The following is an 18106-nucleotide window of genomic DNA, read 5'->3' on the forward strand; positions in this document are numbered from 1 at the left end:
TCACCTCAGATCAGACTATTAAATCATTTTCCGCTTTTATATCTATAGCTTCTTTTAAAAGCCTTTGAAGAACGGCAGCAAAGACAGCAACCACCATTGAAGCAAAAATAACGACCATTCCGATTAATATGATACCTGGGGCGTCGTCCATCTCCGCCATGAGATAAAAGAGTGGCATGCCTGCGACATACAAGATACTGATTGTGATTGCACAATATTTGATAATCTTTAAAGCTCTAACAGATAATTCCGAGAAAGCTTTGTTCTTGTCAATATAGCTTAAAAGTTTAAAAGCTTGATACAGAGCAAAGTAAAAAGGTATCGCCGATGCATACAAATCGATTAAAACGAGATATTTCATATAAGCAATATCCGGATACAATTCTGCTGCAAAATTCGCTATCTCAGGCACCAAAAATATGCACAAAGCAAGAACTGGAATTCCAATAAGAATAACAGCTATCTTTAAAAAGAGTGTTGTTCCCCGTTTCATAAAAAGCACCTCACTTATTTATTATTAATTTGACTTTAACACACGTTTTATCGTTTTACAATAAAGTATTATTGTCTTTTATTATATTATTATTGTTACGTAATTATCCCTTTCATTTTTAAAAAAGAAGAAAAGCATACTCATTACAAAGAAAGATAACTTGTGCAACTTGCCCCTTTAAATCCATAAGAAAAAGGCTGCCGCAGCAACCTTCCTTATCGATGTAAAGCATCTGTTAGTTCATCATAAAATCTCATTTCGTAGAGAAATTGGTTATTTTATTTTTCACTTCCCCGAGACCAGATAACTACAGGAATCAATAATAAAGATAATAACCCTCCAATAAATGATAATGTTGTATAACTTGAACCCGCCACAATCATTCCAGAAAAGGCTCCACCAGAAGCACCTGATAATGCAATTAAAACATCCACTGTACCTTGAGTTTTAGCCCGAGTCGAAGTTCCAGTTGAATCAACAATGAGAGCAGTCCCACTTATTAAACCAAAATTCCATCCTAATCCAAGTAAAGAAAGAGCAATAACTAGGAGAATCATAGAATCACCTGGTGCAATCGCTGATATTAAACCTGCCAGAAGCAGCGTAACTCCAGAGGCAATAGCCATGGTAGTACGACCAAACTTATCAACAAGGACACCTGTAACAAGTGAAGGGAGAAACATTGCACCTATATGAAAGCCAATAACAAGACCTATTTCACCTAAGTCATGTCCATGATGTCTCATATGAACTGGTGTCATTGTCATAATAGCCACCATGACAATTTGAGTAAGAACCATGATTGTTGCACCAACAATAATGCCTCTTTTGTTTTCTGTTTTATCAGTATCTGTCGAATGTTTTATTCGATTACTTTCTTGGTTGGACACTTCTATTGTTCTAGCTATAACCAATGGGTCTGGACGAAGCATGATGAAAAGTACAAGACCTGCTAAGATAAATGCTGCTGCTGATAAAATGAAAGGACCAGCAAGTGATGGAACACCAATAGAAAGAGCAAAATCCCCCATTACATTCACTAAATTCGGACCTGCAACTGCACCAAATGTTGTAAATACCATAGTAATACTAATAGCAGTAGCTCGCTGTTTATTGTTTGCTAAGTCCGTACCAGCGTAACGAGCTTGTAAATTTGTCGCTGTTCCTGCACCATAAATGAGCAGGGAAGCGAATAAAAGGAAAATGCTATTTATTATAGCTGCAGTTATGACTCCTATCGCTCCAAGTCCACCTACCATAAAACCAGCTGTTAGACCTGTACGACGACCGTAACGTTGAGAAAGTCTCCCTACGATTAAAGCAGCCCCTGCAGACCCTAAAGTGAATAATCCCGAAGGAAGTCCAGCAAATGCATCTGTGCCAAGCATTTGTTGTGCAAGAAGTGCCCCCACCGTAACTCCAGCTGCTAACCCAGCACCACCAAAAATTTGTGAAATACTTATAATAATCAATGTACGTTTGTATAACATTTTTTGTTTTTCTTGAGAATCTACATAACTCTGGTTCAATTGATATGTTTTACTAGACATTTGTTAAGACCTCAATTCATATATCATTCTGTAATTTCTCCGGTGTAGTAACCGTTCTTCACCATATCAGTGATGACCAGGGCATCTTTCTTATCACTTTTCTACTGAGAATCATCACTGTTTTCTTTATTCCTTTTTACTAAGTGATGTTTACCGTCACTACCTCAATTCCTTGTTTAAATAGCCACTTCGAAAGATCATCCAGTAATGGATTTTAGGTTCCATTCCCACAATGGCTACCTCCAGTTTATTTAATCTCTGAATCTTATCCATCCATTTTAATAAACTAGCAAATCCATCTTCATTAAGCTAACCTTTCTTTAGTTCAATAAGAAAAAGGGCTGCCGAGCAACCTCGCTTATTGAAGTAAAGCACCTGTTAGATGATGAAGGAGAAAGTGATTTACCTCGGATTGAAAGTACATTGTCTAATCAAATTATTTTCCTAATGCCATATTAACAGATTCAATGGCATGTATTACTGTTGTATCAAATAATGGTACTTCTGAATCCTCTGGTTTTACTAATAATCCAATTTCTGTACAACCTAATATTATTCCTTCAGCTCCATCATCAACTAACTTCTTAATGACCTTTTTGTAATAATCCCTTGATGATTGTTGAATTTCGCCTAAACATAACTCTTCATAAATTACTTGATTTATCACTTTTCTATCCTCATCATTTGGTATCAAAACCTTAATACCACTAAACTCAATTCGTGTTTTATAAAAGTCTTGCTCCATCGTATATTTAGTACCAAGTAAACCAACCTTACTTATTTCGGACTTTTGAATTTGATTTGCTGTTGAATCAGCAATGTGTAAAATTGGTATGCTAACTTTTTCTTCAATATATCTAATCACTTTATGCATCGTATTTGTACAAATTACAATAATTTCTGCACCTGCCTTTTCCAAAGACTGAGCAACATCCCCCAATAATTTACCTGAACTTTCCCAATCGCCTTCAGCTTGATAGCGTTCTATTTCTTCAAAATCCACGCTATATAAAATGCACTTGGCTGAATGCAATCCTCCCAATTTAGCTTTCACTTCTTCGTTAATAATACGATAATATTCTAACGATGACTCCCAACTCATTCCACCGATAAGCCCAATAGTTTTCATGAATATTCCCCTTTTAATTTGAAATGAATTGAAAATTACAAACATAAATTCAATGTACCTTTCTTCTTAAACAATCCCGCCATTTTAGTTCCAAAGAAAACAAGTGTTGCCGCAGCAACCCTTGTTATTAACATAAACACCTGTAAGTTGTAGAAGGTGTTTGCTAAAAATCCAAAGCAAAACTAAGTTAAATATACTTCTCACAGTAAAACACATTCCTTAATGGAACCCCTGGCTAAATCTCCGAATCTCTTGTTTTTCTTTTCGCCATCAGACGCTTATAAAGAGGAAAGCCAAACATATAATACCCTGAAAATGACAGCAGTATTAAGGCTAAACCTGTCATTGTGAGGATCGTGTATCTATACCAATTGCCAAAGAAGGATCCATCATGCAAAGTAATGAGGAAAGTTGAGTAATCCGGGTTCGTGGATAAAACTTTTCCCGTACTTGCATCGATTTGAACACCTTGACTGTTATTAAAGCGAACCTGGTAAACATTTGCACTTGGTCTATATTCAATTCTAAATATATCATCAACCGAGTCTGTCCCTGGAAGCCCCTGGGAAGCAGCAATCGACACGACCTTCTCCATTGGTATCGCTTGATCTGGACTCGACTCTTTCCCTGTCCTTAACTCATCAGCCACTCCGAATGGTATCATATAAACAAGCACGAGGCCTGTGACTGCGATGAACATAAAAAAAACAGATAAAATTAATCCTGACCATTTATGTACTTTTCGGCTAAATTGATACAACTTTACAGATTTCGACATTGTTCCACCACACTCCTTGGCTACTTTTCACAACATTTTTCAATTTGGAGTAAAAGCCTAAAATTCGTACAATTATAAACTTTTCTTCATAACTATCCTATGTTCATTTACAACATAATCATTCTTTCGATAAAATGCTTCTGCAAGCCCGTCGTTAGCAGTTAATAAATATAGGCTTTTAATCCCTCTCTTCTGTAGTTCATCTTCTAAAGAATGAAGCATTTTTGAGCCGTATCCCTTACCTTGCATTTGATTATTTACACAAAGTTCCGCCAGATAAAAAGTTAAACCTTGATAAGACACCTTACTATTTCCAGCAATAAAACCTACTGGATTGTGATCGTCATGGAATAAAAAACCAAGAAACTTAGGAGTATTCAATAAGTCAGTAAGTCTTTCTTTTGCAGTCTCGTATGTCCAACTTTCATTCCATGGTTCACTATTAAAAACGTTCATGTAGAGTTCGATACATAGCTCTAAATTCTCCGATGTCATTGGTAACATTTCTGTCATATTCATGCTTCCTTTCTATTTTCATTAAAATTTTGTATATTAATCCAAATTATATCTTACCTTTGTTGAACTAACCTGACCCTTTCGTATTATTAGGTCAGCCAGATATTTCTGGTTGACCAATTTTTATATAGTTTTATTATAACGGTAGCCGGGGAAGAACGTACCTGCCCGTGGGGCTTAAGATCCCGTCAACTAAACAGTTCGCCCCCTACTTGCTTAAACATGATTTGGCTGGTTGGGACCAAGATCTCGTATAACAAGCGAAGCTATGATACTGCAAGAAGGATTAGGGGTTACCGGCAAATATTATGTTTTTGGAGGAGATAAAAAATGAATCCAGTGGTTGGTCTGGATGTAGCTAAAGGTGAAAGTCAGGTTCAAGCATTCTTGGAAAAGAAGAAGCCTTATCAAGGCAGTTTCAAAGTTACACATACCATTGAAGGATTAGAAACGCTATTTCAGTTTCTGAGAAAAATAGAAAATAAAACAGGAATCAAACCTCCGATTGTATTGGAATCCACGGGGCATTATCATACGCCAGTTGTACAGTATTTTGAGGAGAGAGGCTACTTATTAATTGTCGTTAACCCACTCATTTCTTATCGTGCGAAGAGCTCAAGTTTACGCAAAGTAAAGACAGATATAATCGATGCACGTCACCTCTGCGAGCTGTACTATAAAGAGGATTTAGAGCCTTATAAAAAACGAGGGATACAACTCTTAAATCTTCGTAATCTTTCAAGACAACACGAAAATATAACAGGTATCTATGTACAAACAAAACTACAGTTCCAGGCTGTTCTTGATCAAGTATTTCCTGAATATAGAGGGGTTTTTGGAGATTTGTATTCGGTTGTTTCTTTGCTTACTCTATTAGAATTCCCTACTTCTGAAGACATATTAGCAGTCGGTGAAGAAACTGTAGCAAATAGGATTAATGAACTTTGTCCAAGTCGTTCTAAAAAGTGGGCGAATACACAGGCAGAGAAACTTACGGCTGCCTCAGCTCGAAACCCTTTTCAGAGAACCTTATATCAGAGTCACATTTTAAGCCTTGAAATGTATATAAAAATGCTTCTAGAATACCAAAAGCACCTATCCAAATTTGAAGACGAGATAGATGCTTTGGCAAAAGAAATTGAAGAATATAAGATTATCCAATCCATCCCTGGAATCGGTGAAAAAATCGCTGCAACGATTATTTCTGAAATTGGAGAGATTGAACGGTTTAATCACCCTAAAAAACTAGTGGCATTTGCCGGAATTGATCCAAGTATCTTTGAATCAGGTAAATTTAAAGGCACAGTAAATCGGATTACCAAAAGAGGTTCTGGCAGACTAAGACACGCCTTGTATATGGCTGTTAAATGTGCCATTCGTGATTGTCGCAAGAAGAAAACGACAGATGAAATCATCCCTCGTAACAAGCGATTACGAGAGTTTTATGATAAGAAACGTGAAGAAGGAAAGCCCTTTAAAGTAGCTGTGATAGCATGTGCCAATAAACTCTTACATTGGATTTATGCACTTTTAAAAAGCAACTCACCTTTCCAAGATAGGCTAGTTTGAAAGTATAACTAAACCACCCAGAACTTTCCAAACACAGAAACTTGGAAGGTTATTTGGTATGCACAAATTTAGTATAGCATGAAATATTTTAAGGTTTTATTGAAAAATATTGACAAACTATTGGCTGGTTTAGTTGCATAAGAAAGGAGCTGATGATCAGCTCCTGATAATGAGTAAAGCACCCGTTAGTTCAACAAAATCACTTCTCTTTATTATGCAGTTCAAATGACTCATCAAAGCCATCCCATTTTACATTTACTTGGATAACTTCGCCTTTACTTACTTTTCCTCCACCTTTTGAACTTCCACTAGTTGTAAATACCTTTTCACTAGGTGGTTCAGTGTATTCCTCTATTTTACTCCCACTTCCATCGATTGTTTCATAAGTGTATTCAAGTTTTTTCATGGAAGACAACTCCTCTAAAGACCCTTTGTATGTTAATACAAATTCATAGCTATCTTCGTTAGAGTAAGCCGTTTTACCTTCATCTTCTTTCCATAATTCGGTTCCTTTATAAGAATATTCGGCTTCCCAATGTTCGCTTTCTCCTTTGAATTTATAATCATTGTTAATGGTTTTCGAATTATTAACTTTGTTAGTGGTTTCCGAATCACAAGCTGTTAAAACCATTATTAAAAATAAAACGGTGAGTATTTTTTTCAACTTAACTCCTCCTCAATGGTCGAACTGAATTCTTTTTTCAATTTTACCATTTAAAGGTTTTCGGTTGGGTTTCTATTGGGACATTTTCATTCTACTAACCTGCCCCGTTAGTTCCGTAAGAAAATGGTCGCCGCAGCACCCCCTATTAATAAACTAAACCAGCTAATAGAAGCTTCAGTGATTCAGCAATCGAGCGCGATTCTTTAAAAAGAATCGCTTTTCTTAATGAACGGGTGATAAGCATTCTGTTAATGAGGTACTTAAATATTTGACAGAGGAAGTTCTGATATCGGTAAGCGTGGTAGAGATAGTTATTTCGAAGAAGGAAAAGTGAATGCATATAGTTCGTAATGATGATTAATAAATAAAAAAAGCAGGGAACCCTTTTTTAGGTTGCCTGTGTAGGTATGAGAATGACGTCGATTAGTTTGTTATACTTTGTATCGGAAAGCTAGCAATTGGAATTAGAATTTGCTAGCTTTAAAATACTCAAGTGTATTTCTATTTATTAATAATGGCCACTATAAAAAACTAACATTATTTTATTTTCAAATACTCAGTAAATAAAAGATAATCCTCATTGCAAAGTAGCATTGCAGTATAACGTTTATATCCTGTTAATAACGGTGTTATTAAGGGTCCTTCATACTTATTAAACAAACGGAGTAGAATCGCAAATGAATGATTTCTTTCCATTTCAGTTCTATTACGCTTAAACTCATTAACTATATCAAGTGTAAGTAATCTGTCCCAATATATTCTATAAGCTTCTGTTCTTTCTTTTTCAGTGATCCGGGCATTTTTTATTACTTCAAATGTTTCAAATAAATACTTATAAAATTCATCTACTGGGATGACGCCGCCAGTTAAATGAGTTTTATTCTCAGAATTAATATGTCTCACCCAATAATAACAAGGAGAATCTGCATATATACTAATTTTTTTAGTGTGTAAATAAGCACTCATAGCAATGGGGTGATCTTCTGCCAATCTAATATCTTTTCTAAAACGAATATTCAAAGAACGGAGATATTCAGTTTTAAACATTTTCAATACTGACATCGTGTCTTTTACTAGTGAATCAAAAAAATTCGTGTTTATTTGCGTACTTTTAAATACATATACAGGAACTCTACGATTGACGCCCTCATATTTTCCGATAATAACATCTGAATCATTTTCTTTACCTAATGTATACATATTTGAAATGGAATTTTCAGCAAGATAATCGTCTCCATCAACAAAGAAGATATATTCCCCTTCGGCTTCATCGATAATTCTATTTCTAGCGGTTGATGGGCCGCCAGTATTTTTTTGAGTTAATATCTTCATATTGCCATTTATATTGTACTGTTTTTTATAATTCTCAATAATTTTTACTGTATCATCCGTTGACCCGTCATCTACTATCAGTACTTCGATACCCTGAAATATATCTGATTGAGATGTAATACTATCTAGGCATTTTAAAATGTTTTTACTTTCATTGTAACAAGGTATCCCAACTGTAACCTTACGCATAACCACTTCTCCTTAAAAGACTATAAACTGCATCAGAAATATTTATCGTCATTTTTTGGTTAATTATACCATTATTAATCTAGTTATTAGGTAATTTACATAAATTTAACAATTATTAATTGTTACGAGGAATATTAATCATATTTAATTCGCTAGAAATTGATGTGTTGAATCTTCTTGTAATAATGTGGTTACTGATGTAGCAAAGCTTCATGAATAATGAGGGAGTTCATTTATTATTAAGAATAATAAATAAAACCTCATTTACACACGTTACGCTTAACCTTACCTCCCCTTTAGTGCCATAAGAAAAAGGTTGCCGCAGCAACCTCGAATTAAGCACCCGTTAGCCATCCATGAATCGCAAAAATCGGCGATTCACCACAAAGAATGAAAATGGTTAGGAAGTGTCAATACTGATACTGACCTTAATCCAGTCAACCCTAATCCATAGACTAATTAATTAACGCTCTCCTCTTTTTTTTAAACGATTGAGCAGGGTCTTCTTAAGTATTGTCATTTTTCCATTTTTAAAGAAACTTATTTTCATGGTAACTAAACTGTCCCTATGGTTGACAGATCCGCTCTTCAGCTAAGGCAAAGTTATTTAAGTGAATTCAATCAAATCAAGTTTATGTAATCAAAAATTATTCATTTATTTTTCTTCTATTTTAATTTTAAGTAAAAATACAACTTTATCATCATTTAACATTTTCTTCACTTCATTTTCGTCTTGTAAATCGTATGTCCTTATGGAGTTTCCATTGGATTCTCTGTATGCACCTAATAAATACGTTTCTCCTAATTTTAAATCTACTTTTTCTTCCCCTATGGCATAGTCCCATCCACTAAACACACCATTAGAATGTATTTTGTCTATTTTTTGTGGTGTTGTGGTTGTATTTGGTGAATAAAGAAAACATAAACGAGTATCATTAGTATTTATTATTCCAAATCCTAAGTTTCCTTCCTCCTCTTTGTTAGGGCTTAACCCATAAGATAGTTCAGCCATCGGTTGAGGTTCTTGCTTTCCATCTTTGTAACTTTCTATCCAAACATTTACCCAAGTTTTATCTGCATTATTTAATTTGAAATCAAAATCATACAGTTCCCCTAAATTTAATTTTTTAAAAGTATTCGTATGTTCAGATTCGGAATTAACTGAAATAGTAGCTATGCTGTCTTTAGAATTAGAGCATCCAGAAATTATTATCAAGGATAAAATTGATATTAAGCTAAAAATGAGATAGTTTTTTTTCAAAAGATTTCCCCCAGTCTTATATTGATTTTACTGAATTTAAATTAACTTTCTTACGCCAATCATTTGTTGAACTATCCTGCCCCTTTAGTCCGGCAACAAAAAAGGTTGCCGCAGCAACCTCATTAATGAAGTAAAGCACCCGATAGTTCAAGGAGAATAATAAATTATTGTGTAGTATCTTGTATAATATTGATAACCAATACTTGTGGTCACATCGCCCTTATTAAACACTAAAGCATTTGATATCTCGTTTCTTTCTTCAAATTCCCAGCCTTCCTTTTCCATCATTTTAATGAAAGGCTTCATTTCCCCGCGTTTTACTAAATATCCGTAAATCCCTCCCACTTCCTCTGTACCTTTTACTTCAGTAATTTCTTTATCCTGAATAATTATTTTAGATATAGCCACAGCAAACGGAATAGGGTTTCCTTCCTGAAATATCACATCTTTTTTTAGAATCATAAAGATGGAGAATAGGATCAATATTAGTACTAACATTCTAAATGCTTTCGATTTTAACAAATAAACTACTTCCTTCTTTACATTTATTTAGCCGAATCATAGGATAATTTCAACATTATTAATTTGGAATTAAACAGATTTTGGAATATTTTTCATGAAGCAAGCCTACCCCATTTGTCGCATAAGAAAAGGAGCTGCTGATCAGCTCCTGGTAATGAAGTGAAAAGTCACTTTCAATTAAAGAACACATGAAGATATGACTCTATCTAAAAAAATTTTGATAGCTTCAAGACGTATTAATTTGAGGCTCAATCCATCAATGGGATGCCGATATTAAGCAGGTCATAATAGTATTACCAAATTCTCGGACATCAGCTAAGTAATCAAATCCATTAGGAGAACCAAAATTATTAAACGCACGCACTGCCACAAGATTATGTTGAGGTATAACCAAAAGAGTTACTCCTGTATAGCCTAAAATTTGAAAGGATCCTTTAGATACAAGTTCACCAATTTCTGATTTTCTTGCAGGTAAATCTTTTACGAACCATAAATATCCGTTTTGGGGAAGTTCCACATCTAATGAATTTGGGCTTTGAACGGTTGTAGCGATATCTATAATTTCATTTGATACGATTTGTTTTCCATTTACATTTCCCTTTTTAAGATGAAAGTACCCCCATTTAGCCAACTCTCTTGATGATACATACATATTCATCTTATTGCCGTCTGTACTCTTACTTGTAGTCCAATTTGGGTCATTAGGCTTCCGTATTACAGAAACAAGTTTTTCATTTACTTCTCCATACCAGCCAGTCTCCGTAAAATTCAGAGGTTTAAATACGTTATCAGCAACTATTTCAGCAACCGATTTACCAGTTGTACTTTTAACGATTTGCGTCAACATATCAATTCCGACACCCCTGTATGACCAATTAATTCCAGGTGTAAATTCCCGATGTATCTCTCCATTAATACTCTTTAAACCATGCGTATGTGTTAGTAGGTGTCTTATTGTTGTCCCATTAAATATTGGCATACTATTCGCTGGAAGATATTTAACTATTAAATCATCTATTGAGCCTATATATCCTTCATAAACCGCATAGGCAACTGCAAAGCCTAAGTAACTTTTTCTAACTGATGCAACATGAAATTGGGTATCTTCTTGGATTTCCCTCGAATCAGGAGTCTTAGAATGTTTACCCCAATATTCCTCTGTTACAATATTATCGTTGTGAATTATAAAAATAGATGCACCTGAACAGTCAACTAATTCAGATGTCTTTCTAACATTTGATACAACTGAATTAAACTGTGTGTTTATCTTTTTATTAATAATCATTTTTTCACTACTCTCCTTTATTAATCTTTTCGATACAATAAAGAATAAATCCTTGTTTCTTATTAAATAACTGCCCCGTTTATTTTGTACCGCGTCTTTTTCGTGTATTGGGCTATATAATGAAATAACTCCTTGTTCATTTTATTGGAATTTGAAATAATTGTTATTATGACTAACAGGGGTCCTGACGCTTCATCGTAAAAACAGCTTGAGGGCCAGGGAGAAAAGGCCAGACTTCCCATTAGAATGAAAGGAAGACTCGTGTTTTCTTCATACGAAAAGAGAGTTTGGTAGCTATACCCGTGGCGATGGAAGACCAGACTCTGACTTATATTGAATCATTTATAGAAATTATAAAGGGGTTATCTACTTTGAAAGTTCTTGAAACAAATCGATTAATACTTCGTTGGATATCACCTGATGATGCGGAGTTTATACTTGAGCTTTTGAATGAGCCTTCATGGATCCAGTTTATCGGGGATAAGGGTGTAAGAACCCTCGAAGATGCGCGAAATTATATTTTGAAAGGCCCCATTGAAATGTATAATCGATTGGGCTTCGGTCTGTATTTGACCGAATTGAAAGAGGAAGGTATTCCTATTGGGATCTGCGGTCTGATAAAAAGGGACACCTTGGAAGATGTGGATATTGGATTTGCCTTTCTTCCCAGGTTTTGGGCGAAAGGATATGCCTATGAGTCAGCCTCTGCAGTAATGGCGCATGGAAAAAACGTTTTAGGTATTAATCGTATTGTGGCTATAACTTCTCCAAACAATCACAGTTCTGCTAAACTACTTGAAAAGCTGGGGTTGCAATTTGAACGAATGGTTAAGTTTCCCAATGAGTCTCAAGAGCTTAGGTTGTTTGCGAATGAAATCTAACTATCCTTTGAATCCTTAGGAGTGGTATTTTAGGTATGACTGAATGAATGTTGATTAAAATTCCTGATATGAAGGAGTTTTTTATTCCACGATCGGGCGCGATTGATGAACAATGAGAAGTCGCTTTTTTTAAAAAGATCAGATAGAGCTATAAATGATTGGATGTAAATAATTAAGAAGCCCAGCTAATCTTCTAATGTGAAGATAGCTGGGTTTTTTTAAAGTCGGATGTGCCAAATAACACTTAAAATAAGCGCATTTATCGGTCAAAGTGACACTTTTCAGGCTTGATATTTATCACATCTTATAAGTTATGAATCTATCCGAAATCAAAAAATCCGATTGCTAATTTAAGGAATCTACCTGAATTAAATTTATTCAACTAATGCACCCGTTAGTCATTTTATTTACTATAAAATATAACCATCTTCCTCTTTAGCTCGTATAATGCAAAAACTAAGATATGTTCTAACACATACATTTTTCTGCATGAAAAAGCCGACTGCTTTAAAAAAAACAATCGGCTATATAGGCTTTTATTTTGTTTGATTATTACGCATTTACTGCTTTACGTGCCTGACTTGCATGTAATTTTTTCATTAAAAATCTTGCTATCGGCTGTGCGATCAAAGCTTCAATCCAAAATGCGATGAAAAAGTTACGTGGCCAATCATAAAAGAACGTTTGAATCGGCTCCAAACTAATTTCTCTCATGCCAATCCAAGAACCGATAATTGTCAGCAAAATGGACAGGATGGTTACGCTAAATAATATCGTGAATAATACTCTTGCATTAAAACCGTCCGTAGGTTCAGTAAACTTTTGTACGAGTTTATTAACAATTGGATTTGCAACAAGTGTTACCAATAAAATGACACAAATCCATACAAATGGAATTACTTGTAAGGTTTCAAAATACACTTCTTTACTGAATCCAAATTTAAATCCCATAATAAGAGGTGCGATAATGTTAACTGAAAGTATTGATATGATCGCTAAGAATAATACAAATTCTTTTCCGTTTCGCGGTAATCTTGTTTCCTCGTGCATATTGATCATCTCCATTAAAAATATTTCAGATGGCAGACGTATCATGAGACATATATTTTTGGTCAATAAAAAAACCAATATCTCTACACACTGATATAACAATATTAGCACGTTTTTCAAATGTATTTCAAGGCTACATCTGGACCTTACTCAACTGACCTGCCCAGTCTGTTGCTTAAGAAAAGGAGCTGCTGATAATGAAGTAAAGCACCCGTTAGTTGAAGAATACAGCTCAATTTTATCCTAATGCATAGGAGACAATTCTTCTTCTCTTCGCTGACTCCTAGACTTTCGCACATATATTTCGTGTTATCAGCAAGGTCTCAAAATAAATTAAAAGGAATTAACAGAAAAGAAAAAGGCAGCCAAGTAAATTGGCTGTCTCTTTTTTATCTTTCAAACCGTCCAAAATGTGTATTTTCTCGATTAATAAGTGTATCTCCAAGAATGATTCTGCCCATAAGTCTCTCATGGTCGGAATTGAAACGTTCTCTAAAGTTTGTAGCTTCCTCTATTGTTGGTATATTATCACCACGCCTAGAACGTTCTTCTCCATCAAATCCAGGGCCACCATCAATCATTACAGATCTGTCAACTGTATCGTTGTCTTCATTCTTATCAGTAGGATAATTAGTTGGGTCTCTACGTGTATCAAGGTTCTCGGCATTATTTAATGGATCATTATAATCTTGTGGCATATGATTCACTCCTTCGCTTATATTATCTGCTGATGGCATTAATCTATTCGCTAACGATTGGAACCTTCTAAATAAAAGGCCATGTTTTAAAATAGTGTCGAAAATTAAGCAATTTTTAAGAATAATGCATAAGCATTTGAAGGTCTTAGTGAATAGGTTACATAAGCCATTGTGAGGTTATCACACCACTTAATAAACTCAAATTGTGAAAATCTGTTTTCTTTTCTACATACGGTATTTAACAAGTTCTTTAAGTTTTCGGACGAGAATGGAAAATCTATAGTAGTGGTTTCATTCCAGTTCCAATTCATATAAACATCCCCTATTATCAACTGTAATTACTTACTATCCTCATCACCTTCTACTCTCTAATTTAACATTTTCTTATACAACTAACCTGCCCCGTTTGTTGCATAAGAAAAGGAGCTGCTAATCAGCTCCTGGTAATGAAGTAAAGCACCTGTTAGTTGAAGAATCATATCCTTGCTTAGTTTCTCAAATATATGACACTGTCTCTTATTTCTACTTGAAAATCTAAATCATCCTTAATATTAAGCATATAACCAACATCTTTATTATTCTCAGATTCAAAAGATATACCATATCCATTATTCTCAGGATAACCATATAAATAGCAGACCACTTTTCCATCTTTTAAAAATACAATTTGATTCATTCCTTCATTTACAGTTTCGCTAATAGTATCCCATTTATAACCTACCGTTTCATATATATGATCTTTCGGGGTATATGGTGGAAAGGAATATACTACATCCCAGTTAAACGGTGTTACTTCTAATAAATTTATTGTTTCAACGGAATGTCCAATTGATAACACTTCTTCTTTTAACAACACTTCGTTTACATCCCATAAATCTTTCTTTAATAGCTTTATAAAGATAGCTATACATATTATACCCAAAGCAATAATCAATACTGTCTTTTTAGATTTCATAACTATACTCCACCTTGAACAGCAACCTTCCTAACGAATATTTCACTTTATTATAACAATTATTCCCAAAAAGAATATGTATTCTTAATGAACTAACCTGCCCCGATAGTTGCATAAAGAAAAAGCTGTCTTAAAGACAGCTCCGATCTTCAGCTAACGCACCCGTTAATTTAAGTACATTTCTTCACAAACTTGTTCTTTATGAAAAAGTTCAAAAATTTCTATTGCTGATATGCCACTTGAATACATGGAAATACGAAAAAATCATTGCATATGCAAAAATGAAATTAGAAAAGAATTTAAACGACTAAACGCTCTTGTTGAAAATTATCAACACCAATTGCTCGAACTTTACCTTCTCGATATAATTCTTCCATAGCCCGCCAAGCACCATAGTAATCATTATATGGTTGGTGAATCACATATAAATCAATATAATCTAGTCCTAAACGTCCAATGAATTTTGAAAACCTCTTTTTGCCCCTGCATAATTAGTATCTGTTATCAATAACTTAGTCGTAATGAATAACTCTTCACGTGGCACACTACTTCTTTTAATCGCCCTTCCCACGGTTTCTCTTTTTTTTAGACAACAATAAATAGGCAGCCCAATTTTTTTGTCCATATAGGACACTAACCCCTCTTTGTACATAACCTGAAAGGGTAAACACAAAGGGAGGATTTCTTGAATGTATAACTATAATTACGCTTTTAACCCTTATAATGTGCCTTATTATATAGACGGAGAACGAATACCGGGCCCGGGCGGTGGTCAATGGGATGGACATGGCGGCGGTCATGGCGGTGGTCAATGGGATGGACATGGCGGCGGTCATGGTGGTGGTCATTGGGACGGACACGGTGGTGGTCATGGTGGCGGTCATTGGGACGGACACGGTGGTGGTCATGGTGGCGGACATTGGGAACACGGGCAATGGGTTCCACGCTGTAGGAGAGTATGGGTTCATGGATTTGGTTGGACTTGGATTTGTAGGTGATGAAAAAAAGACAGCATATTAGATTTGTGTAATAACATTGGTGATATAAACATTTCAAAACACCTCATAATAATTGTAACACTTCAATAAATGTAAATTTACTGGTGATTAAAGTTAATTTAAGAAATGTACAATACGAAGAAAAAGCGAAAAAAAGAGACAGCAATTCTTTTACTGAACTAAAGCACCCGTTAGTTTAAGTACATTTCTGCACAAACTTATATTACTTCGCAACTAAGATTTAAGAACATAATTGATAAATTCTGTTTTTGCTTTAGTGTACGCTTCACGATCATTGCTATATTTTTTTGCTAAATTTCTTTTATGAATAGCGTATTCATCAATAAACTGCTGATTAGTCCGTAATAAATCACGAAAAAGTAGCTGATTATCCCACCGTCCTTCTCCCTCAAGTAAAATATGTAAATGTACTACTCGTTTGTCGTTAACTACTTTCACAAAAAATCTTTGCCAAGGTCGATTGTCTATGTTAGGTGGTACATAATTCCAGTCGTGATTAGCTAACAATGAAGATATTTCTTTAATTTTTTGAAATGAATCAATTTTAGCCATTAAATCAATGATTGGTTTAGCTGGTAAATTTGGAATAGATGTACTTCCATAATGTTGAATTTCCGTTATGCCGAAAGTTGAAAGAAGATTAAGAAGAAGTGCTTTTTCCTGATTACCTTTTTCTACCCACTTGGGATTTGGTTCGACAATGTCTATTGTCTCATTAGCCCAAACGGGCCATGTGCTTTCATCATGAATATCTTTCATTTTACTCTCCCTCAGATTTTAATTTTTTCAGTTTCAGAAAAATCTTTGTACCTGCATTCTTTTACAAACCTGCCTCGATAAAAGAAAAAGCTGCCTTAAAGACAGCTCCGATCTTCAGCTAACGCACCCGTTAGTTGATTAAGGATTAATTAAAACTTAATATTTAATAATTCTTTCATTTCAAGAAGAACATCAGAATGTTTTTCTTTTGATAAATACATCATTTTCTGTTCTGCTCCATTTGTTTCTTGCTTCTTTCCGTTCGGTTCTTGAAACATAATCCTTCCATCACTAAAAAAATTTATAGTGTATACTTTGTTATCCATGGTTTCCTTATCGGATAAAACAAAAAAGTAATTCCCTTTTTTATTTAATTCTTTACTCTTCTCCAACAACTCCTTATTAGGAGGTTGCACAACTTCCATTTTGTTCACTTTTTCTATAAAAGCCTGTATTTCATTAATATCTGTAATGGCCTTTGAAGTTGACTGGGAAGTTACCCCTTCCTCATCAACACCTTGCACTAATAAAGTTGTATATTCATCTTCATTAGGCATTTCCAAAATTTCCCTTTTTGTTTTTGTAGTTTCTAAACTACAAGCATTTAAGAATATTATCATTAAAATGCACATAGAAAACATCTTGAAAATCCTCAAATTTCATCCCTCCATTTCTTCCTTCTACAATATATGTAAATTGAAAAAGTATCCATATTTAGTGAACTAACCTGCCCCGTTAGTACCATAAGAAAAGGAGCTGCTGATCAGCTCCTGATAATGAAGTAAAGCACCCGTTAGTTCTATATGGGGTAGAGTCAGGAAAATGCGGATTTACAACGTTAAGGAAGTTTCAATATTAAAAAACCTAAAATCTCAGCATTAAATGAGAAATTAGGTTTTTTCATTAATAGAAAAAGACTTATAAGTATTTATCACTAATCACTTTCATATGGTGTAACTCGTGCCCGACAATGCCATATGCAAAGGTACCTATCGAAACTGGGCTGTTCATTACAGTTCCATTACGATCCCACGCTGCATCATCAATGGTTGAAATAAGACTTAACGTGTTGGAGCGTACCGTGTCTAAACCAGCTAGTAGCTGCTCCCAGGATAATTTGTTGAAGTTTGCCGCAGAAACGTATTGATCCTGATCCATTGCTGGGAGAGGTGCACTTTCATTTCGTGCAATGGCAAGCATTCGATACGACATCACACGTTCCACGTCGGCCATATGCCCAATCACTTCTTTTAAAGTCCATTTCCCTGGTGCGTACGCCTTCTTTGCTGACTCCTCTGATATGCTGCTCAAGAGAGTAATGGTCTTAGTTCGTTGCTTACTAAGTATTTCTTCAATATCTCCATCTGGCACAAGACTAACATACCTATCATACTCTGGATTTTCAATAGATAATGGTCGTGGACGCACAAGAATCCTCCTCATCGGAATAGTTAAT

At 34.9% G+C, this 18106-nt stretch carries 19 protein-coding genes and 2 pseudogenes; 3 read left to right on the plus strand and 18 right to left on the minus strand.

Annotation, left to right across the window (positions count from 1 at the left end; all coding sequences use genetic code 11):
• Positions 1 to 10 precede the first annotated feature (10 nt).
• From ACDZ29_RS06345 to ACDZ29_RS06370, 6 genes and pseudogenes are all read right to left on the minus strand, one after another.
• On the minus strand, positions 11 to 493 hold the full coding sequence (locus ACDZ29_RS06345; RefSeq protein WP_375090420.1) for a DUF2975 domain-containing protein: 483 nt from the start codon (positions 491 to 493) through the stop codon (positions 11 to 13).
• Between the two features lie 278 nt (positions 494 to 771).
• The gene (locus tag ACDZ29_RS06350) at positions 772 to 2043 is read right to left on the minus strand and encodes an MFS transporter (protein WP_375090421.1); all 1272 of its coding nucleotides are present in this window, start codon (positions 2041 to 2043) and stop codon (positions 772 to 774) included.
• 41 nt (positions 2044 to 2084) lie between these two features.
• A pseudogene (locus ACDZ29_RS06355) lies at positions 2085 to 2349 on the minus strand (transposase); the annotation flags it as partial.
• A 130-nt stretch (positions 2350 to 2479) separates the two neighbouring features.
• The gene (locus ACDZ29_RS06360) at positions 2480 to 3172 is read right to left on the minus strand and encodes an aspartate/glutamate racemase family protein (RefSeq protein WP_375090422.1); all 693 of its coding nucleotides are present in this window, start codon (positions 3170 to 3172) and stop codon (positions 2480 to 2482) included.
• Between the two features lie 235 nt (positions 3173 to 3407).
• The gene (locus tag ACDZ29_RS06365) at positions 3408 to 3950 is read right to left on the minus strand and encodes a PepSY domain-containing protein (protein WP_370016485.1); all 543 of its coding nucleotides are present in this window, start codon (positions 3948 to 3950) and stop codon (positions 3408 to 3410) included.
• A 72-nt stretch (positions 3951 to 4022) separates the two neighbouring features.
• Entirely contained in the window at positions 4023 to 4463 is a 441-nt protein-coding gene (locus ACDZ29_RS06370; RefSeq protein WP_375090423.1) for a GNAT family N-acetyltransferase, read from the minus strand.
• 333 nt (positions 4464 to 4796) lie between these two features.
• On the opposite strand from ACDZ29_RS06370, the gene ACDZ29_RS06375 reads away from it, so the two are divergent.
• On the plus strand, positions 4797 to 6035 hold the full coding sequence (locus ACDZ29_RS06375; protein ID WP_289324650.1) for an IS110 family transposase: 1239 nt from the start codon (positions 4797 to 4799) through the stop codon (positions 6033 to 6035).
• A gap of 199 nt (positions 6036 to 6234) precedes the next feature.
• Here the strand turns inward: ACDZ29_RS06375 and ACDZ29_RS06380 are convergent, their stop codons facing one another.
• From ACDZ29_RS06380 to ACDZ29_RS06400, 5 genes are all read right to left on the minus strand, one after another.
• Positions 6235 to 6699, minus strand: a complete 465-nt coding sequence (locus ACDZ29_RS06380; RefSeq protein WP_375090424.1) for a hypothetical protein — start codon at positions 6697 to 6699, stop codon at positions 6235 to 6237.
• Positions 6700 to 7236: 537 nt separating this feature from the next.
• Positions 7237 to 8220 (minus strand): glycosyltransferase family 2 protein, encoded by a 984-nt coding sequence (locus ACDZ29_RS06385; RefSeq protein WP_289334186.1) that lies wholly within the window; start codon positions 8218 to 8220, stop codon positions 7237 to 7239.
• 655 nt (positions 8221 to 8875) lie between these two features.
• Complete coding sequence (locus tag ACDZ29_RS06390) at positions 8876 to 9481, minus strand: hypothetical protein (protein WP_375090426.1); 606 nt, start codon at positions 9479 to 9481, stop codon at positions 8876 to 8878.
• A gap of 147 nt (positions 9482 to 9628) precedes the next feature.
• Positions 9629 to 10003, minus strand: coding sequence for a hypothetical protein (locus ACDZ29_RS06395; protein ID WP_375090428.1), 375 nt, complete (start codon positions 10001 to 10003; stop codon positions 9629 to 9631).
• A 256-nt stretch (positions 10004 to 10259) separates the two neighbouring features.
• Entirely contained in the window at positions 10260 to 11288 is a 1029-nt protein-coding gene (locus tag ACDZ29_RS06400; protein WP_375090430.1) for a serine hydrolase domain-containing protein, read from the minus strand.
• A 371-nt stretch (positions 11289 to 11659) separates the two neighbouring features.
• On the opposite strand from ACDZ29_RS06400, the gene ACDZ29_RS06405 reads away from it, so the two are divergent.
• Entirely contained in the window at positions 11660 to 12169 is a 510-nt protein-coding gene (locus ACDZ29_RS06405; RefSeq protein ID WP_289327391.1) for a GNAT family N-acetyltransferase, read from the plus strand.
• Positions 12170 to 12721: 552 nt separating this feature from the next.
• Here ACDZ29_RS06405 and ACDZ29_RS06410 read toward each other — a convergent pair.
• From ACDZ29_RS06410 to ACDZ29_RS06425, 4 genes and pseudogenes are all read right to left on the minus strand, one after another.
• Positions 12722 to 13219 (minus strand): hypothetical protein, encoded by a 498-nt coding sequence (locus ACDZ29_RS06410; RefSeq protein WP_375090431.1) that lies wholly within the window; start codon positions 13217 to 13219, stop codon positions 12722 to 12724.
• A gap of 389 nt (positions 13220 to 13608) precedes the next feature.
• Entirely contained in the window at positions 13609 to 13917 is a 309-nt protein-coding gene (locus ACDZ29_RS06415; protein WP_370016503.1) for a hypothetical protein, read from the minus strand.
• Positions 13918 to 14404: 487 nt separating this feature from the next.
• Positions 14405 to 14872, minus strand: a complete 468-nt coding sequence (locus tag ACDZ29_RS06420; RefSeq protein WP_375090432.1) for a hypothetical protein — start codon at positions 14870 to 14872, stop codon at positions 14405 to 14407.
• Between the two features lie 305 nt (positions 14873 to 15177).
• Positions 15178 to 15449 (minus strand): annotated as a pseudogene (locus ACDZ29_RS06425) (aldo/keto reductase); the annotation flags it as partial.
• Positions 15450 to 15561: 112 nt separating this feature from the next.
• On the opposite strand from ACDZ29_RS06425, the gene ACDZ29_RS06430 reads away from it, so the two are divergent.
• The gene (locus ACDZ29_RS06430) at positions 15562 to 15870 is read left to right on the plus strand and encodes a hypothetical protein (RefSeq protein WP_375090433.1); all 309 of its coding nucleotides are present in this window, start codon (positions 15562 to 15564) and stop codon (positions 15868 to 15870) included.
• Positions 15871 to 16104: 234 nt separating this feature from the next.
• Here ACDZ29_RS06430 and ACDZ29_RS06435 read toward each other — a convergent pair whose 3' ends face one another.
• From ACDZ29_RS06435 to ACDZ29_RS06445, 3 genes are all read right to left on the minus strand, one after another.
• A complete protein-coding gene (locus tag ACDZ29_RS06435; RefSeq protein WP_375090434.1) occupies positions 16105 to 16650 on the minus strand; it encodes a GrpB family protein in 546 nt (181 codons plus the stop codon).
• A 149-nt stretch (positions 16651 to 16799) separates the two neighbouring features.
• Positions 16800 to 17282: a hypothetical protein gene (locus ACDZ29_RS06440; RefSeq protein WP_375090436.1), complete on the minus strand. Its 483-nt coding sequence runs from the start codon at positions 17280 to 17282 to the stop codon at positions 16800 to 16802.
• 286 nt (positions 17283 to 17568) lie between these two features.
• Complete coding sequence (locus ACDZ29_RS06445; RefSeq protein WP_375090438.1) at positions 17569 to 18078, minus strand: DinB family protein; 510 nt, start codon at positions 18076 to 18078, stop codon at positions 17569 to 17571.
• Between the last annotated feature and the right edge of the window lie 28 nt (positions 18079 to 18106).

Origin of the sequence: Peribacillus sp. RS7, assembly GCF_041956845.1 — a bacterium.
Lineage (GTDB): Bacteria > Bacillota > Bacilli > Bacillales > DSM-1321 > Peribacillus.

What these genes read in the sequence shown, in the direction of transcription:
- ACDZ29_RS06345 (WP_375090420.1), bottom strand. Translation starts at nt 493, where the DNA reads ATGAAACGGGGAACAACACTCTTTTTAAAGATAGCTGTTATTCTTATT.
- ACDZ29_RS06350 (WP_375090421.1), bottom strand. Translation starts at nt 2,043, where the DNA reads ATGTCTAGTAAAACATATCAATTGAACCAGAGTTATGTAGATTCTCAA.
- ACDZ29_RS06360 (WP_375090422.1), bottom strand. Translation starts at nt 3,172, where the DNA reads ATGAAAACTATTGGGCTTATCGGTGGAATGAGTTGGGAGTCATCGTTA.
- ACDZ29_RS06365 (WP_370016485.1), bottom strand. Translation starts at nt 3,950, where the DNA reads ATGTCGAAATCTGTAAAGTTGTATCAATTTAGCCGAAAAGTACATAAA.
- ACDZ29_RS06370 (WP_375090423.1), bottom strand. Translation starts at nt 4,463, where the DNA reads ATGACAGAAATGTTACCAATGACATCGGAGAATTTAGAGCTATGTATC.
- ACDZ29_RS06375 (WP_289324650.1), top strand. Translation starts at nt 4,797, where the DNA reads ATGAATCCAGTGGTTGGTCTGGATGTAGCTAAAGGTGAAAGTCAGGTT.
- ACDZ29_RS06385 (WP_289334186.1), bottom strand. Translation starts at nt 8,220, where the DNA reads ATGCGTAAGGTTACAGTTGGGATACCTTGTTACAATGAAAGTAAAAAC.
- ACDZ29_RS06400 (WP_375090430.1), bottom strand. Translation starts at nt 11,288, where the DNA reads ATGATTATTAATAAAAAGATAAACACACAGTTTAATTCAGTTGTATCA.
- ACDZ29_RS06410 (WP_375090431.1), bottom strand. Translation starts at nt 13,219, where the DNA reads ATGCACGAGGAAACAAGATTACCGCGAAACGGAAAAGAATTTGTATTA.
- ACDZ29_RS06415 (WP_370016503.1), bottom strand. Translation starts at nt 13,917, where the DNA reads ATGCCACAAGATTATAATGATCCATTAAATAATGCCGAGAACCTTGAT.
- ACDZ29_RS06420 (WP_375090432.1), bottom strand. Translation starts at nt 14,872, where the DNA reads ATGAAATCTAAAAAGACAGTATTGATTATTGCTTTGGGTATAATATGT.
- ACDZ29_RS06430 (WP_375090433.1), top strand. Translation starts at nt 15,562, where the DNA reads ATGTATAACTATAATTACGCTTTTAACCCTTATAATGTGCCTTATTAT.
- ACDZ29_RS06435 (WP_375090434.1), bottom strand. Translation starts at nt 16,650, where the DNA reads ATGAAAGATATTCATGATGAAAGCACATGGCCCGTTTGGGCTAATGAG.
- ACDZ29_RS06440 (WP_375090436.1), bottom strand. Translation starts at nt 17,282, where the DNA reads ATGTGCATTTTAATGATAATATTCTTAAATGCTTGTAGTTTAGAAACT.